The following is a 19590-nucleotide window of genomic DNA, read 5'->3' as shown; positions in this document are numbered from 1 at the left end:
CGCGAAAATCGTGCAACGAGCGGCTCTGCTGCCGACAGACGGCTGCAAGCCGCGGGGAAGTTACGCGGAGGCCGGCCCGCGAGGCCGTAGGGCGGGAAGGTGCGCCGATCAGGCCAGCAGGATATCGCTGACGAACTTCACCCCCAGATAGGCCAGGGTCAGCAGCAGATAGCCGACCAGAACCAGCCGCGCGGCGCGGCGTCCGCGCAGTCCGCTGCGATAATGCAGCAGCAGCAGCCCGCCGATGACCAGGAAGGCGAGAATGGAGAACAGCGTCTTGTGATTGAAGGTCAGGAAGGCCCCCGACGTCACGTAGAGCTCCGAGATGCCGGTTGCGATGCCGAGCCCCAGGATGACCTCGCCGGCCGCCAGCAGGCGTACCTCCAGGCGTTCCGAGTCCGCCACGGAAGGCAACATGCGGGTGAAGGCGTTGGGCGCCCGGCGTTTCAATGCGCGCTCCTGCACGAAGACGCCGGAACTGGCCACGGCGGCCAAGGTGCAGAGCGCATAAGTGGTGACGGACACGGTGATGTGGGCGATCAGCCAGCCGTCGGGGCGCCCCGTCAAAGGGGCTGCGCCGGACACCATCCCGAAAGCGGTGGCCAGGATGCCCAGGACCAGCAGGTAGGGCAGCAGCAGCGGCGCCAGGCGAACCGCCTCGCGGCTGACCATGACCAGCAGGCCGAAGAGGCCCAGGGTTGCCGCCACGGCGAGCCAGAGGGCCGTCGCCAGGCCGGTCTGCCACTGCGCGCCCAGGGAGACGATGCTGAGCGCCGAGGTGCCGGCCAATGCCGCTCCCAGCAGCAGCCAGAAAACCGCGTCGGCGCGCGCCGCCTGGCGCACAAAAGGCAAGAGCGCCGCGGGCAGCAGCGATGCGAGGGCGGAGAGCGACAAAACCATGCTATTCATGGCCCCTATATATCACCTCTTGGCCGCGCCACCAGAGGGCACTAGGGTCGGCGCAACGAGAACACAGCAAGACGCGCGGAGTCCCGCACCTTGACCAGCCCTTCCGGGAAGACGGCCGATGCACTGGCCGACGTGCTGATCGTCGCCGCCGGCCGCGGCCAACGCTTCGGCGGCAGCCTGCCGAAGCAGTATGCGACCCTGGCGGGAGTCCCCCTGCTGCGCCATACCCTGCGGGCTTTCACCGCGCACCCGGCGATTGGCCGGGTCCGGGCGGTGATCCATCCCGACGACCGGGATCTTTACGACGCGGCGGCCGAGGGATTGTGCCTGGCGGAGCCGGTCGCGGGCGGCGCCAGCCGCCAGGAATCGGTGTTGCGCGGGTTGGAGAGCCTGGCCGAAGAAGCGCCGGCGCGGGTGCTGATCCATGACGGGGCTCGTCCTTTCGTCTCCGCAGCGGTGATCGACCGGGTGCTGGCCGCTCTCGAGGACTCTCCCGGCGCCATCGCCGCCCTGCCGGTGGTCGATACCTTGAAGCGGGACCGGGAGGGGCATATCGCGGGCACTCAGGACCGTTCGGGGCTGTGGGGTGCGCAGACGCCGCAGGGTTTCCGCTACGCGGAGATCCTGGCGGCCCATCGCGCCGCAACCGGCGAGGAACTGACCGATGACGCGGCGGTGGCCGAGCGTGCCGGTTTGGAGGTGGCATTGGTGGAAGGCAGCCGGGAGAATATCAAGGTGACATCCCAGGACGACCTGCGCACGGCGGAGCACTGGCTGCGCGGCGCCCCAGGGCAAGTGGGGGCGGAAACCCGTGTGGGGCAGGGCTTCGACGTGCACGCCTTCGGGCCGGGCGATCATGTGACCCTTTGCGGCGTCCGTATCGATCACGACGCCGGTCTGGTCGGCCATTCGGACGCCGACGTGGGACTGCACGCGCTGACCGACGCCATCCTGGGCGCACTCGGCGCCGGCGATATCGGCAGTCACTTCCCGCCCAGCGACCCGCAATGGAAAGGCGCGGAGTCCGGCAGGTTCATCCGCCACGCCCGCGACCTGGTGGCGGCGCGCGGCGGGCGCATCCTGCACCTCGACGTGACGCTGATCTGCGAGCGGCCCAAGGTCGGCCCGCACCGCGGCGCCATGGTGGCGCGGGTGGCCGAATTGCTGGACTTGCCGGCCGAGCGGGTCAGCGTCAAGGCGACCACCACCGAGAAACTGGGTTTCACTGGCCGCGGCGAGGGCATTGCCGCCCAGGCGGCCGCCACGCTGGCCCTGCCGCCGGCGGATTGAATCCGATAAACTAGGACCGATGAGCGCCCCCTCCCCCTGGCTGCCTTCTTCTCTGCTCGCCACCTGGTTCGGCGCCGGGCTTCTGCCCTGGGCGCCGGGGACCTGGGGGTCGCTGGCGGCGCTGCCCTTCGGTGTGGCGCTGTTCTGGCTTTCGGGACCCTTCGGACTGCTGCTGGCCACGGCCGCGGTTTTCGCGATCGGGCTTTGGGCTGCGGACAGCTACGAGCAGGTCGCAGCGATCAAGGACCCCGGCGCCATCGTCATCGACGAAGTGGCGGGCCAATGGCTGGCCCTCATTCCGGCCGGGCTCAATCCGGTGGGCGTGGTGCTGGCTTTCATCCTCTTCCGCGCCTTCGACGTGGCCAAGCCCTGGCCGGTCGGCTGGGCCGACCGCCACCTGAAAGGCGCCTTCGGGATCATGGCCGACGACATCATCGCCGGGCTCTACGCCGCGATCCTGGTCTATGCCCTGCTGTGGCTTTGGGAGAAGGTCTAGTGTTTAGCGATCAAATGCTGCAGGAGGCCGAGAAGGTTCTGACGCTCTACCGCCGGGCCGGCAAGAAGCTGGCCACGGCGGAGTCCTGCACCGGCGGGCTCATCGCCGGCTGCCTGACGGAGATCGCCGGATCCTCCGACGTGGTCGACCGCGGCTTCGTCACCTACTCCAACGAAGCCAAGGTGGAGATGCTGGGCGTCTCCGCGTCTCTCCTGGAGCCCCCGGGACCGGGCGCGGTCAGCGCCGAGGTCGCCGTCGCCATGGCCACGGGCGCACTGCATGCCTCCCAGGCCGACGTTACCGTCTCGGCCACCGGCATTGCCGGGCCCGGCGGCGCCACGGAGACCAAGCCCGTCGGTCTCGTCTATCTCGGCTGGGCCTCGCGCGGCGGCGGCGCCCAGGTCCTGCATCAGGTCTTTCCCGGCGACCGCGCGGCGGTCCGCCTGGCGACGGTGCGCGAGGCGCTCAGGCTCCTCACGGAGGCCCTGGACTGAATGCTGCCCCCGCGCCTGCCTGCCCTGCCGCCCTCGCCGCTGCGCTTTCGCGATTTGCTGCTGCTGGTGGTGATCGTGGCGGCCAGCATCTTCACCTTGCCGCTGCTGCTGACCCTCTTCGCGCCAGGGACCGACTTCACGGCGCTGCCGGTGGTGGCCGGTCTTTTCGTCGGCCAGTCGGTGTTGATGCTGCTTCTGACTTGGCTGGCGGTGCTGCGCCCGAACCGCCTCAGCCTTGCCGAGATCGGCCTGCGGCCGACCTACCAAGGCTGGTACCGCTACGCGGTGGCCGGCGGTGTGCTCTGCGTTCCGGCGGTTTCCGCGGCCAACCTGCTGCTGCAGACCCTGATGGGGACACCGTTGGAGAACCCGCAACTACAGGCCTTGGCGCCGCAGGGTTTCGATTGGGCGAGCCTCATCGTCATGCTGCTGCTGGTCGGTGTGCTGGCGCCCTTCGTCGAGGAAATCATCTTCCGCGGACTGCTGCTCGGCTGGCTGCGCCGCCGGCTGGGCTTCGTCTATGCCGCACCGGTCAGTGCGATCCTCTTCGCGGTGTCTCACGGTCTGCCGCAGTTGGTGCCGGCCCTCTTCATCATGGGGCTGGTGCTGGCGGCCTTTGCCTGGCGCAGCGGTTCGCTCCTGCCCGGCATGGTCGTACACGGCGTCTTCAACAGCATCATGACGCTCATGCTCTACGTCGGGCTGGCGGGGATGGAAGGGTTCTAGCGCTGCCGATATCCCTTAGGCGGTGTCGTCCGAGGCTTCGGCAAGGCGTCCCGGGGCCGGACGCAGCGTGGCTGGAAAGAAACCTGACGGCGGCGGCGGGAATACCATGAGGAGGTAAATTGCGGTGAACAGCGCCGCTGCCAGCAATCGTCCGGTCCAGCGCCGCGGCCGGGACGTTATTGGATACTCAACAAGCAGGGTAAGAGCGTCGGCGGCCTGATCGGCCGGGACCCGGAGCGCGATGCCGCCGAAAGCATGGGTCTTTGTCCAATCCGCCGAGGCAAAGTACCAGGTGTCGGGAAAGACCTCGATCCCGGCAGCGCGGAGCAGCGCCATGGCCTGGGCCGCTTCGCCTTGCCCATAGGCCCAACCGACCGTGACCAACGCGGATTTCTTCACATCGCCTGCCGTTGTCTGCCCTCTTGAGAGGGAAGAATAGCACAACCAGCCGGCGATTTCGCCGATTGAATACTAGGAGCTTGCGGAACTCGACGAAGGTGCCGCATCGGGCAGGCCGTAGAGGTCGCGGGCACGGGTTTCGAAGGCGGCGACCATGCGGCGCACGGCTTCGTGGAACAGGCCCTCGATGACCTTCTGCAGCAGCTTGGAGCGGAACTCGAAGTCGACGTAGAAGTCGATCTCGCAGCCTTCCGGATGGTCCAGGAAGATCCAGTGGTTCTCCAGGTACTTGAAGGGGCCTTCCGCGTAGGTGACGTCGATGCGCTGCGCGGCAGCGTCGGGCACCACGCGGCTGGTGAAGCGCTCGCGGAACATTTTGAAGCCGATGATCAGGTCGGCGACGATCAGGCTGTCCTGGTGCGTCTTGATACGCGCGCCCAGGCACCAGGGCAGGAATTCCGGGTAGCGCTCGATATCCACCACCAGCCGGTAGAGCTGGTTCGAGGTGTAGGGCAGCACCCGCTTTTCTTTGTGAACCGGCATAGCGGAAAAATAGAAGCCTTAGCTTGCCAAGCCTTTAACCCGCCGCGGCCAACTTGGCTTCACGGGCGGCGCGCAGCCGGGCGAAATCCTCGCCCGCGTGGTAGGAGGACCGGGTCAGCGGCGTCGCCGAGACCATCAGGAAGCCCTTGTTGTAGGCCATGGCCTCGTACTGCTTGAATTCCTCGGGGGTCACGAAGCGGTCGACCACGTGGTGCTTGGGGGTCGGCTGCAGGTACTGGCCGATGGTCAGGAAATCGACGTCGGCCGAGCGCAAGTCGTCCATGACCTGCAGCACCTCGGATTTGCTCTCGCCCAGGCCGACCATGATGCCGGACTTGGTGAATATCGAGGGGTCGAGGCGCTTGACCTCGTCCAGCAGGCGCAGCGAGTGGAAGTAGCGCGCGCCGGGCCGCACCTCGGTATAGAGCCGCGGCACGGTCTCCAGGTTGTGGTTGAAGACGTCCGGCTTGGCGGTGACCACGACCTCCAGGGCGCCGTCCTTGCGCAGGAAGTCGGGCGTCAGGATCTCGATGGTGGTTTCCGGTGCGGCTTCGCGGACCGCGCCGATCACCTGGGCGAAATGCTCGGCGCCGCCGTCGGCCAGGTCGTCGCGGTCGACCGAGGTGATGACCACGTGCTTCAGGCCCAGCTTGGACACCGCCTGGGCGACGTTGGTCGGCTCGAAGGGATCGAGGGCGTCCGGCTTGCCGGTCGCTACGTTGCAGAAGGAGCAGGCGCGCGTGCAGATGCCGCCCATGATCATCATGGTGGCGTGGCGCTGCGCCCAGCACTCCCCGATGTTCGGGCAGGCCGCTTCCTCGCAGACCGTGTGAAGGTTGTTGTCCTTCATGATCTGGCGGGTCGCCTGGTATTCGCGGGAAACCGGGGCCTTCACCCGAATCCAGGCCGGCTTGCGCTTGACCTCCTGGTCCGGCTTGTGAGCCTTCTCCGGATGGCGGAGGCGCGGGGTTTTGGTTGTCGTTTCGCTATCACTCATTGTGTCGTCCTGATTGCAAAACCTTGTTTGCCCTCACTGCAGCAGCAAAATGGTGCCGCCCACGGCGGCCGACAGCAGAAAGACCGCACCCGCCAGTTGAGGATACCTGTGGAGCAGGAATAGCAGCCCGATCGCACCAAACCCCAAGGCGATATAGAGCGCTGCATTCATTCGCCGGTCCGCCTACCCTCTTCCGATGCTACATGTGGATGACGCGGCCGTAGGCGTCAAGCACCGACTCGTGCATCATCTCGGAGAGGGTCGGATGCGGGAAGACCGTGTGCATCAGCTCGGCCTCCGTGGTCTCCAGCCCCATGGCCACCACGTAACCCTGGATCAGCTCCGTCACCTCGGCCCCCACCATGTGGGCGCCCAGAAGCTGGCCGGTCTTGGCGTCGAAGACGGTCTTGACCATGCCGTCGGGCTCGCCCAGGGCGATGGCCTTGCCATTGCCGATGAAGGGGAAGCGCCCGACCTTCAGCGTGTAGCCGGCCTCCTTGGCCTTCTTCTCGGTCAGGCCGACGCTGGCCACCTGCGGGTGGCAGTAGGTGCAGCCGGGGATCTGCTCCTTCTTCATGGGGTGGACGTCGTTCAGGCCGGCGATCTTCTCGACGCAGATGACGCCTTCGTGCTCAGCCTTGTGGGCCAGCATGGGCGGCCCGGCCACGTCGCCGATGGCATAGATGCCGGGCTCCGCGGTGCCGCCGTATTCATCGATGACGATGCAGCCGCGGTCGGTCTTCACTTTGGTGGTCTCCAGGCCGAGGTCCTCGATGTTGCCCTGCACGCCGACGGCGGAGATGACGCGGTCGACGGTAATCTCGGACTTCTTGCCGGCCTTGTCCTCGACGGTGGCGGTGACGTTGTTGGTCCCCTTCTTGACGCCCGTCACCTTGGCCTCGGTCATGATCTTGAGGCCGCGTTTCTCAAGCTGCTTGCGGGCCAGCTTGGAAATCTCCTCATCCTCCACCGGCATGATCTGCGGCATGACCTCGACCACCGTCACGTCCACGCCCATGGTGTGGTAGAAGGAGGCGAACTCGATGCCGATGGCGCCCGAGCCGATGACCAGCAGCGACTTCGGCATGGCTTCGGGCACCATGGCCTCGAAGTAGGTCCAGATCAGCTTCTTGTCCGGTTCGATGCCCGGCAGGGCCCGCGGGCGCGCGCCGGTGGCCAGGATGATGTGCTTGGCGGTCAGGTCGCTGACCTTCTTGCCGTCCTTGGTCACCACCAGCTTGCCTGGGCCGTTCAGCTTGGCCTCGCCGTCGACCACGGTGACCTTGTTCTTTTTCAGCAGATGGCCGACACCGCCGTTGAGCTGCTTGGAGACGGCGCGCGAGCGCGCCACGACCTTGGCGGCGTCAAAGCCGACATTGCCGGCGGTGAGGCCGTAGGCATCGGCGTGCTGCATGTAGTGGTAGATCTCCGCAGAGCGCAGCAGCGCCTTGGTCGGGATGCAGCCCCAGTTGAGGCAGATGCCGCCCAGGTGCGCCTTCTCGACCACGCAGACCTTCATTTTCAGCTGCGCGGCGCGGATCGCCGCCACGTAGCCGCCCGGTCCGCCGCCGACGACGATGAGATCGAAATTCGTATCAGCCACAAAAGCTCTCCTCTAGGCCCGGAAGCCATACTCCGTTGTCATCCCGGGGCTTGACCCCGGGACCCATTGCCGGTCGTGCATTGCACAGTCCCGCGATTTTGCGTTCTCGGTCTCGCCTGCCATGCTCAGGAATACCACCACGGCCTCGGCTGCGGAGAGGGCATTGGGTCCCGGCATCAAGTGCCGGGACGACAGCCCCGAGGTGTCCGGTGGTGCGCATTTCCTGCGGGTAACGAGTGAATGCCTCTGCCTCATCCCGGCGGGTTCCAGATGTTGGGATCCGGCGCGCGGCCGGTGATCAGGTGAATGATCAAGGGTACGGCGCCATTGCTGCCGTCCTTCGACTTCAGGGCGCTGAGCATGCCCGCCTGGGCGTCGAAGACCGCGCGGAACGGCGCGATGGAGGACAGCAGATCGAAGCGCCAAGTGCCCTGCTCTTCCTTGAAATGCACGTTGACCGGGATCGGCGAGCCCTTGAGGTTGGAGATCGGCGCCTGAGCGTCGTCGCCGTTGATGGTGAAGCCTTCGGCTTCCAGCTTCTCCACCTCGTTCATGTCGAAGGCTCTCTGGTTCACCGCGTAGGCGACGGGATCGCCGTCCTTCATCTCGCGCAGTTGCTCGGCCTTCATGTTGTGGCGCAGCATCAGCACTGAGATCTGGTCGAGCAGCGGCAGGGCCTGAACCTCGTCCGCCTCCATGGTCAGCGCCCGATCCAAGGTCTGTTTCAGGAAGGCATGGGTATCCGAGGACGTCAGCGCCGAGGCCTTGGCCCCGTCGCCGTCGATCAGCGCCTGCTTGTAGGCGGCAAAGCTCTGCGCAACCGCCGCCGGGTCGGACTGCGCCGCGGCCGGCGCGGCCAGCAGTATCAGCAGGGTTGCGATGACGAGACGCAGGCTCATGACGGCGGGTTCCAGATCTCCGGCCCGGGTTTCTTGCCCGTGGAGTATTCCAGCAAGGTCAGGATGAACTCGTCTTCCGACATGCCGGCCTGCTGAACCGCGTACTCGATCCCGATGCGCGCAAACTCGAGCATCTTCTTCAGGTTCAGGTGCCAGTCGCCGTCCTCCTTGAGGAACTCGACCCTGTAGGGAGTCTCGCTGCCGTCGGTGCGCAGCAGTGCCCCCGTCGCGAGGTCCCCGGCCACCTGGAAATTGCCAAGCCGGATACCGGCGGTGCCTTCCTTGCTGATCCAGCCCTGCTCCACCGCGTAGGCGATGATGTCGCCGCCGCTCATCTGCATCAGGCGCTCGCGCTCAACACTGTGGCGCAGCAGCAGGATGGTCAGGCGATCGGCGATGTGCACGCGGTTGAGGGCCGCATGATCGAGGGTCAAAGCCTGGTTGGCGTAGTGCCGGTAGAGGTCGCGCGAGCCCTGCGTGACGATTTCCGCCGCCTTTTCGCCGTCGGTCGCCAGCAGGGCGGCCTGGTAGGCCGCGAAGGTTGCCGACACATTGTCCTGCGGCGCCGCCTCGACCGGCGCGGCGGCCAGCAACAAGAAGGCAACGATGAGGGAACGCAGGCTCATGACGGCGGATCCCAAATCTCGGGGCCGGGCTTCACGCCGGTGCCCTGCTCCAGCATCAGCAGGACGAATTCGTCTTCGCCGAGGCCGGACTGCTGGACGGAGTACTCAAAGGCGGTCCGGGTCAGGTCCATCAGGGCGACAAGATCGAGCAGCCATTTGCCGCCTTCCCTCACGAACTCCATCTTGAAGGCACTCTTGAGGCCGTCCGGCCGCAGGATGGTGCCGCTGGCGCGGTCGCCTTCGATCTGATAGTGGCCGAGCCGAAGCTGCGAAGCGCCGCTGCGGCCGATCCAGCCGTGATCGACCGCATAGGAGACGATCTGATCGCCAGACATTTGCTGCAGTTGAGTGCGGTCCAGGTTGTGGCGCAGCAGCATGGCGTAGAGCCGGTCGGTCAGGTGAATTTCATGCAGGCCGGCGCGGTCCAGGGTCAGCGCGTGATTCGCCAGGTTGCGGAAGTAGTCCCGCGAGTTCTGCGTGACGACACTGGCCGCCGCCTCGCCGTCGGCTTCCAGGATTGCGACCTTGTAGGCCAGGAAGCTCTCCTTCACGTCGTCGAGCGGCTCGGCCGCCGCGGGCAGCGGCAGCAGGAGGAACAGGAGTACCAGCAGGCGTCGCATGGGATGTCCCCCTTAGGGTCTGGCCGCCGCTACAGCAGCATGGAAAGCGGATCCTCGATCAGCTTCTTGAAGGCCGCCAGGAACTCCGCTCCGACCGCGCCGTCCACCACGCGGTGGTCGACCGAGAGGGTGCAGCTCATCACCGTGGCGACGCTCAGCGCGCCGTCCTTCACCACCGGACGCTGCTCGCCGGCACCCACCGCCAGGATGCAGCCCTGCGGCGGATTGATGACGGCGGAGAACTCCTTGATGCCGAACATGCCGAGGTTGGAGACCGAGAAAGTGCCGCCCTGGTACTCCTCCGGCTTCAGCTTGCCGTCGCGCGCGCGCCCGGCGAGGTCCTTCATCTCGTTGGCGATGGCCGCCAGGCCCTTGCCCTCTGCAGCCTTGATGATCGGCGTGATGAGGCCCGAGGGGGTCGCCACCGCCACCGAGACGTCGGCGTGCTCGTAGAACAGCAGGCCGGACTCGTCGTAGGAGGCATTGGCCGCCGGCACCTGCTTCAGGGCCAGGGCGACGGCACGGATGACGAAGTCGTTGACCGAGATCTTGTAGGCGTCGGAGCGGCTATTCAGCTCCTTCCTGACCTTCAGCAGTTCGTCCAGCTCGCAGTCGACCGTGAGATAGAAGTGCGGTACCTGCTGCTTGGACTCGGTGAGGCGCTTGGCGATGGTCTTGCGCATGCCGCTGAGCGGCTCCTGCGTGTAGGCCATGCCCAGCATGTCGGCCAGTGCCTTGGCGCCGGGGCCCGCGGCGGCGGGAGCCGCAGCAGCTGGTGTTGCCGCCGGAGCCGCGGCGGCCGCCGGCGCGGCGGCGCCAGGCCCAATGCTCTTCGGGGCGGCCTCGACGTCGGCCTTGACGATGCGGCCGTGCGGGCCGCTGCCCTTGAGCGCCGCCAGGTCGACGCCCTTGTCCTTGGCGATGCGCCGGGCCAGCGGGCTGGCGAAGACGCGGCCCTCGGGTCCCGAAGACGCTGCCGGCGCGGGGGTGGCGCTCTGGGTCACCGCGTCGGTGACCTGGGGATTGACCGTCGGCGGGGTGACGCCGTTGCCGGCGGCCGCGGGTTTCGCCGCTTCGACTTCGGGGGACTTTGGCGCGGGCGCCTCCGGCGCTTCGGCGATGGCCGAGGCGTCCTCGCCCTCTTCCAGCAGCACGGCGATGACCTTGTTCACCGGCACCCCGTCGGTGCCTTCGGCGACCATGATCTTGCCCACGGTGCCCTCGTCGACGGCTTCCACTTCCATGGTCGCCTTGTCGGTTTCGATCTCGGCGATGACATCGCCCGAGGTCACCTCGTCGCCTTCCTTGACCAGCCACTTGGCCAGCGTGCCCTCGGTCATGGTCGGCGAAAGCGCCGGCATCAGGATATTGATCGGCATGTCGCTATTCCTCCCCCGCCGGGCTCAGCCGCGGTAACAGACTTCTTTGGCGCCGGCGGCGATGGTGTCGGCCTGCGGCAGCGCCAGCGCTTCCAGGTTGGCGGCGTAGGGCATCGGCACGTCGGCGCCGTAGACCCGCTTGACCGGTGCGTCGAGCCAGTCGAAAGCCTGTTCCATGACGACCGAGGCGACTTCCGAGCCGATGCCGGCGTAGCCCCAGCCTTCCTCGCAGGTCACCAGGCGGTTGGTCTTCTGCACCGAGGCGATGATGGTTTCGCTGTCCAGGGGGCGCAGGCTGCGCAGGTCGATGACCTCCGCGTCGATGCCTTCCTCCGCCAGCTTCTCCGCCGCCTCCAGCGCCTTGCCGACCATGATCGAGAAGGCGGTGATGGTGACGTCCTTGCCCGGCCGGGCGATGCGTGCCTTGCCGATCGGCACGGTCCAGTCGGCGCTGTCCGGCACGTCGAAGCTCTGGCCGTAGAGGATCTCGTTCTCCAGGAAAATGACCGGGTTGTCGTCGCGGATGGCGGATTTCAGCAAGCCCTTGGCGTCGGCCGCCGAATAGGGTGCCACGACCTTGAGGCCCGGCACATGGGCGTACCAGGAGGCGTAGCACTGGGAGTGCTGGGCCGCGACCCGCGCGGCGGCGCCGTTGGGGCCGCGGAACACGATCGGCGAGGAGACCTGGCCGCCGGACATGTAGTGTGTCTTGGCCGCTGAATTGATGATCTGGTCGATGGCCTGCATGGCGAAGTTGAAGGTCATGAACTCGACGATGGGCCTGAGGCCGTACATGGCCGCGCCGACGCCCAGGCCGGCGAAGCCGTGCTCGGTGATCGGCGTGTCCACCACGCGCCGGGCACCGAACTCGTCGAGCAGGCCCTGGCTGACCTTGTAGGCGCCCTGGTATTCGGCGACCTCCTCGCCCATGAGGAAGACACGGTCGTTGGCGCGCATCTCTTCGGCCATGGCGTCGCGCAGGGCCTCGCGCACCGTCTGGGTGACGGTGGGGCCGGTCCACTCCGGCTCCGCCTCCGGCGAGGGTTCCTTCGGCGGCGCGGCGTGGGTCCTGCCGGACTCCTCCTTGGGGGCTTCCTTGGCCTGGGGGTCCGGCTGCTTGGCTTCGGCCTTCTTGGGGGCCTCGGAGATCGCGGAGGCGTCCTCGCCGTCCTCCAGCAGCACGGCGATCACCTGGTTCACCGGCACGGCGTCGGTGCCTTCCGGCACCATGATCTTGCCGAGCACCCCTTCGTCGACGGCTTCCACTTCCATGGTCGCCTTGTCGGTTTCGATCTCGGCCAGGATGTCGCCCGACGATACCTCGTCGCCTTCCTGCTTCAGCCATTTGGCCAGCTTGCCTTCGGTCATGGTGGGCGAGAGCGCCGGCATGAGAACTTCGATTGGCATATCCCCTCCGGGAAGTCGTTCAGGGCCAAGGCCCCGCGCTGATCTCTTGTTGCGTCAGACGCCGTCAGGCACCGACGTAGACATCCGTGTAGAGCTCCGAGACATCCGGCTCCGGGCTGGTCTGGGCGAAGTCGGCGGCCTCGGAGACGATGGCCTTCACTTCCTTGTCCAGTTCCTTGAGCTTGGCCTCGTCCATCACCTTGCGCTCGATCATGATGCCGCGCAGGCGCTCGATGGGATCGCGCTCCTGGCGCACCTTCTGCACCTCTTCCTTGGAGCGGTACTTGGCCGGATCGGACATGGAGTGGCCGCGGTAGCGGTAGGTCAGCATCTCCATGATGTAGGGCCCCTTGCCGGAGCGGGCGTGGGCCAGGGCCTTCTCCGCCGCCTCGCGCACGGCCAGCACGTCCATGCCGTCGACCTGCACGCCGGGAATGCCGTAGGCCTGACCGCGGTGATAGAGCTCGGTGGACTTGGCCGAGGACCGTTCCGTGGAGGTGCCCATGCCGTACTTGTTGTTCTCGATCACGTAGACCGCGGGCAGCGACCAGAGGGCGGCCATGTTGAAGGATTCGTAGACCTGGCCCTGGTTCAGCGCGCCGTCGCCCAGGTAGGTGACGGAGACCGCGTCTTCATCCAGATAGCGGTGGGCGAAGGCGAAGCCGGTGCCCAGCGGCACCTGGGCGCCGACGATGCCGTGGCCGCCGTAGAAGCGCTTGTCGTGGCTGAACATGTGCATGGAGCCACCCTTGCCCTTGGAGTAGCCGCCTTCGCGGCCGGTCAGCTCCGCCATGACCCCCTTCGAGTCCATGCCGCAGGCCAGCATGTGGGCGTGATCGCGGTAGGACGTCAGCACGGTGTCCTTGGGGCCCATGGCCGCCTGAATGCCGACGACCACGGCCTCCTGGCCGATGTAAAGGTGGCAGAAGCCGCCGATCAGGCCCATGCCGTACATCTGGCCGGCCTTTTCTTCGAAGCGGCGGATCAGCAGCATGTCGCGGTAATACCGCTGCATCTCCTCGACGCTGGCCTTCAGCGGCGGCGCGGCTGCCTTGCGTTTGCCGCCGCCACGCGTGCCCGTCGATTTGGTGTTTGCCATCAGGGGACTCCCAGCCTTCGCGCAAAGGAAAGGAGGCGGTCCGAGGCCGCCTCTCAAGCTGCACTTTAACTTAATGCCGGGAGAAGTTCAATCATAGTTAACTTACTGAGTTATATTATAAAAAGTGCAATAAACCGAAAATAAGTTAAACGCTGTGTTTTCCGGTAGCCGGCCCGTTTAGGGCCTGCCGCCGGATCGCCTCAGCTCCGCGTCCAGAAAGATAATATGATCGTTCGGCAGGCCGTAATTCAAGATCGCCTGTGCCCGCTCTTCCAGCAAGTCGGGATCCAGATGGTCGCGGCGCAGCAGGCCGACGCGGTGTTCCAGTTCGCTGCGCTGGGCGGCGATACGCTCGGCCGCGGCCTCGGTCTGGGCTTTTTCCTGCTTCAGCATGATCCAGGCGTAGAAGCCCCGGTCGCCATGCAGGGCGTGGTAGGCGAAGTAGGCGACCATGCAGGCGGCCAGCACCTGAGGCGCCGCCTGGCGGGCCCTTGACTTTATTTCGCGGAGCAATCTCATGTCCGGAGCGAATCACATCCCGATTCGCCCGGTCAAGGCAAAAAGAGTCAAAGATTCCAAATAGATTCAAAAAACGACTCGAAAGCGCTGAGGTTCGCGTTTTGGACTCAAACCCGGAGTCGCCTATTGAACCTGGGCGCGGGGATCAAGCGGGTAAGGAGCCCCTCCTCCCGTCACCCTCGGCCTTGTGCCGAGGGTCCAGGGCCAATGAAGGGCCGGTTGCCCTGGATGCTCGGGACAAGCCCGAGCATGACCGCAGGTTAAAGGGCGTCAGCCGCGCAGCACGCTCCGGCCGGCATAGATCGCCGCGGTGTCCAGTTCTTCCTCGATGCGGATCAGCTGGTTGTACTTGGCCAGGCGGTCGGAGCGCGACAGCGAGCCGGTCTTGATCTGGCCGCAGTTGGTGGCCACCGCCAGGTCGGCGATGGTGGCGTCCTCGGTCTCGCCGGAACGGTGCGACATGACCGCGGTGTAGCCGGCGCAGTGCGCCGTCTCGACGGCCTCCAGGGTCTCGCTCAGGGTGCCGATCTGGTTGACCTTCACCAGGATGGAGTTGGCGACGCCCTTGGCGATGCCGTCGCGCAGGCGCACCGGGTTGGTGACGAAGAGGTCGTCGCCGACCAACTGGACCTCGCCGCCCAGGCGCTCGGTCAGGGCCGCCCAGCCCTCCCAGTCGTCCTCGCTCATGCCGTCCTCGATGGAGAGGATGGGGTAGCGGGCGCAGAGATCGGCCAGGTAGTCGACCATGGCGCCGGGCTCCAGTTCCTTGCCCTCGCCGGCCAGCACGTACTTGCCGTTCTTGAAGTACTCGGTGGAGGCGCAGTCGAGGGCCAGCATGACGTCGTCGCCCAGCTTGTAGCCGGCGGCCTCGGTGGCGCGGGCGACGAAGCCCAGGGCCTCGTCGGTGGAGGCGAGGTTGGGGGCGAAGCCGCCCTCGTCGCCGACGTTGGTGTTGTGGCCGGCGTCCTTCAGGCCCTTGCGCAGGGCGTGGAAGATCTCGGAGCCCGTGCGCACCGCCTCGGCGAAGCTCTCGGCGCCGACCGGCATGATCATGAATTCCTGGATGTCGATCGGGTTGTCGGCATGGGCGCCGCCGTTGACGATGTTCATCATCGGCACCGGCAGGGTGCGCGCGAAGGTCCCGCCGACGTAGCGGTAGAGCGGCAGGCCCGCCTCCTCCGCCGCTGCCTTGGCCACCGCCAGGGAGACGCCGAGGATGGCGTTGGCGCCCAGGCGGCCCTTGTTGGCCGTGGCGTCCAGCTCGATCAGGGTCTGGTCGATATGCACCTGGTCCTCGCCGTCCAGGCCCGAGAGCACGTCGAAGATCTCGTGATTGACCGCATCCACCGCGTTGAGGACGCCCTTGCCGCCATAGCGCTTGGCGTCGCCGTCGCGCAGTTCCACGGCCTCGTGGGCGCCGGTCGAGGCGCCGGAGGGCACAGCGGCGCGGCCGAAGGCGCCGCTCTCCAGGGTGACGTCCACTTCAATGGTCGGATTGCCCCGGGAATCGAGGATTTCCCGAGCCTGAATATCGATGATTGCGGTCATGTCCCTCTCGGCGTTCTTAGGATTCATCATTCCCGAGGGCCGGCGTTCGGCCAGCGCATCGGGGGAAAGGCATTTGCGCCTGACCTATAGGCGAGCGGAGAGGGATTGTCGACCGGCGAGCGGCCTTGCCTCACAAGAAGCTGCTGAACATTCGCTTCCGGCCGCCATTTTCTCGCCTCCGATCAGCCGCCTTCCCTTGCCCTCTTCCCCTCTTGCGGCCTCCAGGGGCTGGGGTTAAGAAGCTGCGGCGGCCAAGGCCGCTCCTTTCCCGTCTCGCCAGAGGATCTCCTTCATGCAACTCACCCTCCGCAAATGGAACCTGTCGATCGGCAGCGGCCAGAAGCTCTTCTGCATACTGGGGCTCAACGTGCTGGAGGACCGGGACCTGGCGCTGGAGACCGCCCGCCACCTGAAGGAGGTGACGGCGGCCCTGGATCTGCCCTTCGTCTTCAAGGCCAGCTTCGACAAGGCCAACCGCTCCTCCTTCAAGAGCTACCGCGGCCCCGGTATGGCGGAGGGCCTGAAGGTCCTGGCGGAGGTGAAGGAGACCTTCCAGGTGCCGATCTGCACCGACCTGCACGAGGTCGAGCAGGCCGAGCCGGTGGCCGAAGTGGCCGACCTGGTGCAGATCCCCGCCTTCCTGTGCCGCCAGACCGATCTGGTGGTGGCCGCCGCCCGTGCGACCCTGAAGAACGAGGGGCTGTTGCACGTGAAGAAGGCCCAGTTCCTGGCGCCCTGGGACTGCCATTCCCTGCTGCGCAAGATCGAGGAGGCCGCCGCCAAGGACATGACCATCCTCTGCGAGCGCGGCTCTTCCTTCGGCTACAACAACCTGGTGGTCGACATGCTGGCGATCCCGGAGATGCAGAGGCTGGGCGTGCCGGTCACCATGGACGCGACCCACGCGGTGCAGTTGCCCGGCGCCCGGAAGGACGCCGACGGGGTGGCCAGCGGCGGCCGGCGCGAAGGCGTCGCGGTCCTCGCCGCCGCCTCCGTGGCGGCGGGCGTCGACGGCATGTTCCTGGAGTTCCACCCGGACCCGGACAAGGCCCTCTGCGACGGGCCGAGCTGTCTGCCGCTGTCAGGCGCCGCCGAGTTGCTCGGAAAGCTGAAGGCCCTGCACACCGCCGTGCACGGCTACAACGCTTACTAGATCGGATCACGTTTAGGCGGAATCACATTGTGGTTCCGCCTAAACGTGTGAATCCGATCTATCTCAAAGGTAAAGAGCAGATTCACAGGGCCGGTGGATCGCCTTCGGCGATTCCAGCCGACCCTGAGCTGCTCTAGCCGCCGTAGATGACCGCGTCGGGGACCTCGTAGCGCTCCTCGCCAAGACGCAGGAGCTGTAGATCGCCGAGGCGCTCGACGGAAATCTCGCCGGCGCCGTTGGTGTAGACCGGCTTGCCCTCCTCGAAGAGGAAATAGCGCTCGGCCCCCTCCCCGATCCTGATCCAGAGGCCGGCGTAGCCTGGCTTGCGCTCGCGGATCACGCCGAAGTCGCAGGAGGCGGTCGGCTGGCCCGCAAGCGGTGCGCAGGGCAGCACGCCGGTTGCGTCGAAGCGCTGGCCGTTGCCCGCCAGGTTCCGGCGGTCGGGCTCGCGCGGCGGCGTCCCCTCTCGCAGGAAACCGCCGGCCGCCCAGCCCTGTTGCCCCTCGCGCAGCGTCTCGACCCGGCACCAGCGCGCGTCGCCGCTCATCCGGCAGCCGAGGTTGCGCACCACCTCGCCGTTGCCGAGCGCGCCGATCACGCCGTGCTCCCGCGACGGTCCGGCCCTGAGGCGCAGCGCGCTGCCGACGCCATGCACTTCCCAGTAGTCCGGTCCGCCGGAGAGCCCGTCGGCGAAATCGCTGGCGGGCAGCAGGCTGACCGACAGCTTGTAGTCGGCGATCTCGCCTCGGCGCGCGGCGTTGCGCATCAGGTAGACCGTGATCCGGTAGGCACCCGGCTGGGAGAGCACAACCTCGCCGTAGTTGCCCTGGGTCGAGCCTATGAAGGCGGCTTCCTTGGCGCCCGGCGCCGAGATGTTGAAATAGTTGGCGGGGTTGCTGGTCTCCAGGCCGACGCCCAGCTTCTTTCCTTCGACGGCGGCGACCTCGTAGATGGCGATCTCCGCCCCCTGCAGCGACCCCCGCAGGGTCACGTCCTCGCTGCCCGACGGGAACTCGACCGTCTCGCTGGCGATCTGGGCCGCCGCCCCGCCGCCGCCCGCCGCGGCAAGGAGGAGGCTGGACAGCGCCACTAGGCGTGAGAGAAAGCGCATGGCGCTCCTTTGGTCGCAGTTCGCCAAACCGGAGCCTCTAGACCAGGCGGGACTGCTCGACGGCGGCGGCGACGAACGATGTGAACAGCGGATGCGGATCCAACGGCTTCGACTTCAATTCCGGATGGAACTGTACGCCCACGAACCAGGGGTGTGAAGGCAGCTCCACGATTTCCGGCAAGACGCCGTCGGGCGACAGGCCGGAGAACTCCAGACCCGCTTTCTCCAGCATCTCCCGGTAGTTGATGTTCACCTCGTAGCGATGGCGGTGGCGTTCGCTGATCGACTCGCTGTCATAGATCATGCGGACCTTGGAGCCATCCTTGAGGACGCAGGGATAGGCGCCCAGACGCATGGTGCCGCCCAGATCGCTTTCGGTGTCGCGCCGTTCGACCGCGTTGCCGCGCGACCACTCGGTCATCAGGCCGACCACCGGGTCGACGGGGCTGCCGAACTCGGTGGAGCCCGCCTGCGGCAGGCCGGCCAGATTGCGCGCCGCCTCGATGACCGCCATCTGCATCCCGAAGCAGATGCCGAAGTACGGGATCTGGCGTTCGCGCGCGAAGCGCACGGCGGCGATCTTGCCCTCCGCCCCGCGCTCGCCGAAGCCGCCGGGCACCAGGATGCCGTGGACTCCTTCAAGCTGCTGAATGGTGCCGTCGCTCTCGAAAATCTCGGAATCGAGCCAGGAGACCTTGACCTTCACGTTGTTGGCGATGCCGCCGTGAGCGAGCGATTCCGCCAGCGACTTGTAAGCGTCCAGCAGGCTGACGTACTTGCCGATAACGCCGATGGTGACCTCGCCGTCCGGCTCGTTGACGCGCTGGGTGACATAGTCCCAGCTCGACAGGTCGGGCGGCGGCGCGTCCAGTTGGAAGTGGCGGCAGACTTCGTCGTCCAGTCCCTCTTCGTGATAGGCCCGGGGCACCGCGTAGATCGACTTCACGTCGAGCGCGGGGATCACCGCTTCCTCGCGCACATTGCAGAACAGAGCGATCTTGCGGCGCTCGTCCTTGGGAATCTCCTGTTCGGCGCGGCAGACCAGGATGTCCGGCTTGATGCCGACCGACTGCAGCTCCTTGACCGAGTGCTGGGTCGGCTTGGTCTTCAGCTCGCCGGCCGCGGCGATGAAGGGGATCAGCGTCACGTGGAGGAACAGGCTCTGCTCGCGCCCCAGTTCGTTGCCGAGCTGGCGGATGGCCTCCAGGAAGGGCAGCCCCTCGATGTCGCCGACGGTGCCGCCGATTTCGCAGATCACGAAATCCTCGTCGGTCAGGTCCGCGCGCACGAAGGCCTTGATGGCATCCGTGACGTGCGGAATGACCTGCACCGTCGCGCCAAGATAGTCGCCGCGCCGTTCGCGCGCCAGAACCTGAGAGTAGATTTGCCCCGTGGTCACGTTGTCGCTCTTGCGAGCGGGCACGCCGGTGAAGCGTTCGTAGTGACCGAGATCCAGGTCGGTCTCGGCACCGTCATCGGTGACGTAGACCTCGCCGTGCTGATAGGGCGACATGGTTCCCGGATCCACGTTCAGGTAAGGGTCGAGCTTACGAAGCCGGACCTTGAACCCGCGAGCCTGCAACAGCGAACCGAGCGCCGCTGCGCAGAGACCTTTTCCGAGGGAGGAAACCACGCCGCCGGTGATGAAGATGAACCGCGCCATGGGCGAACACTATTGAACAATCATGAGGGAGTAAGCAAGCCTTCCTAGGATGACTCTGCGATGGCGCAGGTCCGGAATTGAAAACCCCGCCGGAATCCTGGCGAAGTTC

The 19590-nt window shown here is 66.5% G+C and carries 21 protein-coding genes; 5 read left to right on the top strand and 16 right to left on the bottom strand.

Annotated elements, in window-relative coordinates; genetic code table 11:
- Positions 1-108: 108 nt before the first annotated feature.
- Entirely contained in the window at positions 109-909 is an 801-nt protein-coding gene (locus tag AAFN88_RS14690) for a cytochrome c biogenesis protein CcsA (RefSeq protein ID WP_347521105.1), read from the bottom strand.
- A 123-nt stretch (positions 910-1032) separates the two neighbouring features.
- Here AAFN88_RS14690 and AAFN88_RS14685 point away from each other — a divergent pair, with 123 nt between their 5' ends.
- The 4 genes from AAFN88_RS14685 to AAFN88_RS14670 are packed head-to-tail and all read left to right on the top strand — an operon-like array spanning position 1033 to position 3915.
- On the top strand, positions 1033-2199 hold the full coding sequence (locus AAFN88_RS14685; RefSeq protein ID WP_347521682.1) for a bifunctional 2-C-methyl-D-erythritol 4-phosphate cytidylyltransferase/2-C-methyl-D-erythritol 2,4-cyclodiphosphate synthase: 1167 nt from the start codon (positions 1033-1035) through the stop codon (positions 2197-2199).
- Positions 2200-2218: 19 nt separating this feature from the next.
- The gene (locus AAFN88_RS14680; RefSeq protein WP_347521104.1) at positions 2219-2695 is read left to right on the top strand and encodes a phosphatidylglycerophosphatase A; all 477 of its coding nucleotides are present in this window, start codon (positions 2219-2221) and stop codon (positions 2693-2695) included.
- A complete protein-coding gene (locus tag AAFN88_RS14675; RefSeq protein WP_347521103.1) occupies positions 2695-3189 on the top strand; it encodes a CinA family protein in 495 nt (164 codons plus the stop codon). Before AAFN88_RS14680 ends, AAFN88_RS14675 begins: the two co-directional genes overlap by 1 nt.
- Positions 3190-3915: a CPBP family intramembrane glutamic endopeptidase gene (locus AAFN88_RS14670; RefSeq protein ID WP_347521102.1), complete on the top strand. Its 726-nt coding sequence runs from the start codon at positions 3190-3192 to the stop codon at positions 3913-3915.
- Positions 3916-3930: 15 nt separating this feature from the next.
- Here AAFN88_RS14670 and AAFN88_RS14665 read toward each other — a convergent pair whose 3' ends face one another.
- The 13 genes from AAFN88_RS14665 to eno form a co-directional block, all read right to left on the bottom strand.
- Complete coding sequence (locus AAFN88_RS14665; protein WP_347521101.1) at positions 3931-4251, bottom strand: hypothetical protein; 321 nt, start codon at positions 4249-4251, stop codon at positions 3931-3933.
- 135 nt (positions 4252-4386) lie between these two features.
- Positions 4387-4857 carry a type II toxin-antitoxin system RatA family toxin gene (locus AAFN88_RS14660; RefSeq protein WP_347521100.1) on the bottom strand — a complete coding sequence of 157 codons (471 nt, stop codon included), beginning with the start codon at positions 4855-4857 and terminating at the stop codon, positions 4387-4389.
- A gap of 34 nt (positions 4858-4891) precedes the next feature.
- Positions 4892-5854, bottom strand: a complete 963-nt coding sequence (lipA, locus tag AAFN88_RS14655) for a lipoyl synthase (protein ID WP_347521099.1) — start codon at positions 5852-5854, stop codon at positions 4892-4894.
- Between the two features lie 33 nt (positions 5855-5887).
- Positions 5888-6025 carry a hypothetical protein gene (locus AAFN88_RS14650; protein ID WP_347521098.1) on the bottom strand — a complete coding sequence of 46 codons (138 nt, stop codon included), beginning with the start codon at positions 6023-6025 and terminating at the stop codon, positions 5888-5890.
- Positions 6026-6053: 28 nt separating this feature from the next.
- Positions 6054-7457, bottom strand: a complete 1404-nt coding sequence (lpdA, locus tag AAFN88_RS14645) for a dihydrolipoyl dehydrogenase (protein WP_347521097.1) — start codon at positions 7455-7457, stop codon at positions 6054-6056.
- Between the two features lie 251 nt (positions 7458-7708).
- Complete coding sequence (locus tag AAFN88_RS14640) at positions 7709-8356, bottom strand: hypothetical protein (protein WP_347521096.1); 648 nt, start codon at positions 8354-8356, stop codon at positions 7709-7711.
- Positions 8353-8982 carry a hypothetical protein gene (locus AAFN88_RS14635; protein ID WP_347521095.1) on the bottom strand — a complete coding sequence of 210 codons (630 nt, stop codon included), beginning with the start codon at positions 8980-8982 and terminating at the stop codon, positions 8353-8355. The genes AAFN88_RS14640 and AAFN88_RS14635 overlap by 4 nt, the downstream gene beginning before the upstream one ends.
- Entirely contained in the window at positions 8979-9602 is a 624-nt protein-coding gene (locus AAFN88_RS14630; RefSeq protein WP_347521094.1) for a hypothetical protein, read from the bottom strand. Before AAFN88_RS14630 ends, AAFN88_RS14635 begins: the two co-directional genes overlap by 4 nt.
- A gap of 29 nt (positions 9603-9631) precedes the next feature.
- Positions 9632-10981, bottom strand: a complete 1350-nt coding sequence (locus tag AAFN88_RS14625) for a pyruvate dehydrogenase complex dihydrolipoamide acetyltransferase (RefSeq protein WP_347521093.1) — start codon at positions 10979-10981, stop codon at positions 9632-9634.
- A 24-nt stretch (positions 10982-11005) separates the two neighbouring features.
- On the bottom strand, positions 11006-12388 hold the full coding sequence (locus AAFN88_RS14620; RefSeq protein ID WP_347521092.1) for a pyruvate dehydrogenase complex E1 component subunit beta: 1383 nt from the start codon (positions 12386-12388) through the stop codon (positions 11006-11008).
- Positions 12389-12452: 64 nt separating this feature from the next.
- Positions 12453-13403, bottom strand: a complete 951-nt coding sequence (gene pdhA / locus AAFN88_RS14615) for a pyruvate dehydrogenase (acetyl-transferring) E1 component subunit alpha (protein ID WP_347521681.1) — start codon at positions 13401-13403, stop codon at positions 12453-12455.
- 261 nt (positions 13404-13664) lie between these two features.
- The gene (locus AAFN88_RS14610) at positions 13665-14006 is read right to left on the bottom strand and encodes a septum formation initiator family protein (protein ID WP_347521091.1); all 342 of its coding nucleotides are present in this window, start codon (positions 14004-14006) and stop codon (positions 13665-13667) included.
- 270 nt (positions 14007-14276) lie between these two features.
- On the bottom strand, positions 14277-15554 hold the full coding sequence (eno, locus tag AAFN88_RS14605; protein ID WP_347521090.1) for a phosphopyruvate hydratase: 1278 nt from the start codon (positions 15552-15554) through the stop codon (positions 14277-14279).
- Between the two features lie 292 nt (positions 15555-15846).
- On the opposite strand from eno, the gene kdsA reads away from it, so the two are divergent.
- The gene (kdsA, locus tag AAFN88_RS14600) at positions 15847-16707 is read left to right on the top strand and encodes a 3-deoxy-8-phosphooctulonate synthase (protein WP_347521089.1); all 861 of its coding nucleotides are present in this window, start codon (positions 15847-15849) and stop codon (positions 16705-16707) included.
- Between the two features lie 133 nt (positions 16708-16840).
- Here the strand turns inward: kdsA and AAFN88_RS14595 are convergent, their stop codons facing one another.
- Positions 16841-17818 (bottom strand): SH3 domain-containing protein, encoded by a 978-nt coding sequence (locus AAFN88_RS14595; RefSeq protein WP_347521087.1) that lies wholly within the window; start codon positions 17816-17818, stop codon positions 16841-16843.
- A gap of 37 nt (positions 17819-17855) precedes the next feature.
- Entirely contained in the window at positions 17856-19481 is a 1626-nt protein-coding gene (locus AAFN88_RS14590; protein ID WP_347521085.1) for a CTP synthase, read from the bottom strand.
- Positions 19482-19590 lie beyond the last annotated feature (109 nt).

The organism is Pelagibius sp. CAU 1746 (assembly GCF_039839785.1).
GTDB lineage: Bacteria > Pseudomonadota > Alphaproteobacteria > Kiloniellales > Kiloniellaceae > Pelagibius.
Note: the sequence above shows the minus strand (reverse complement) of the source record. Positions and strands in the feature narration are given on the sequence as shown.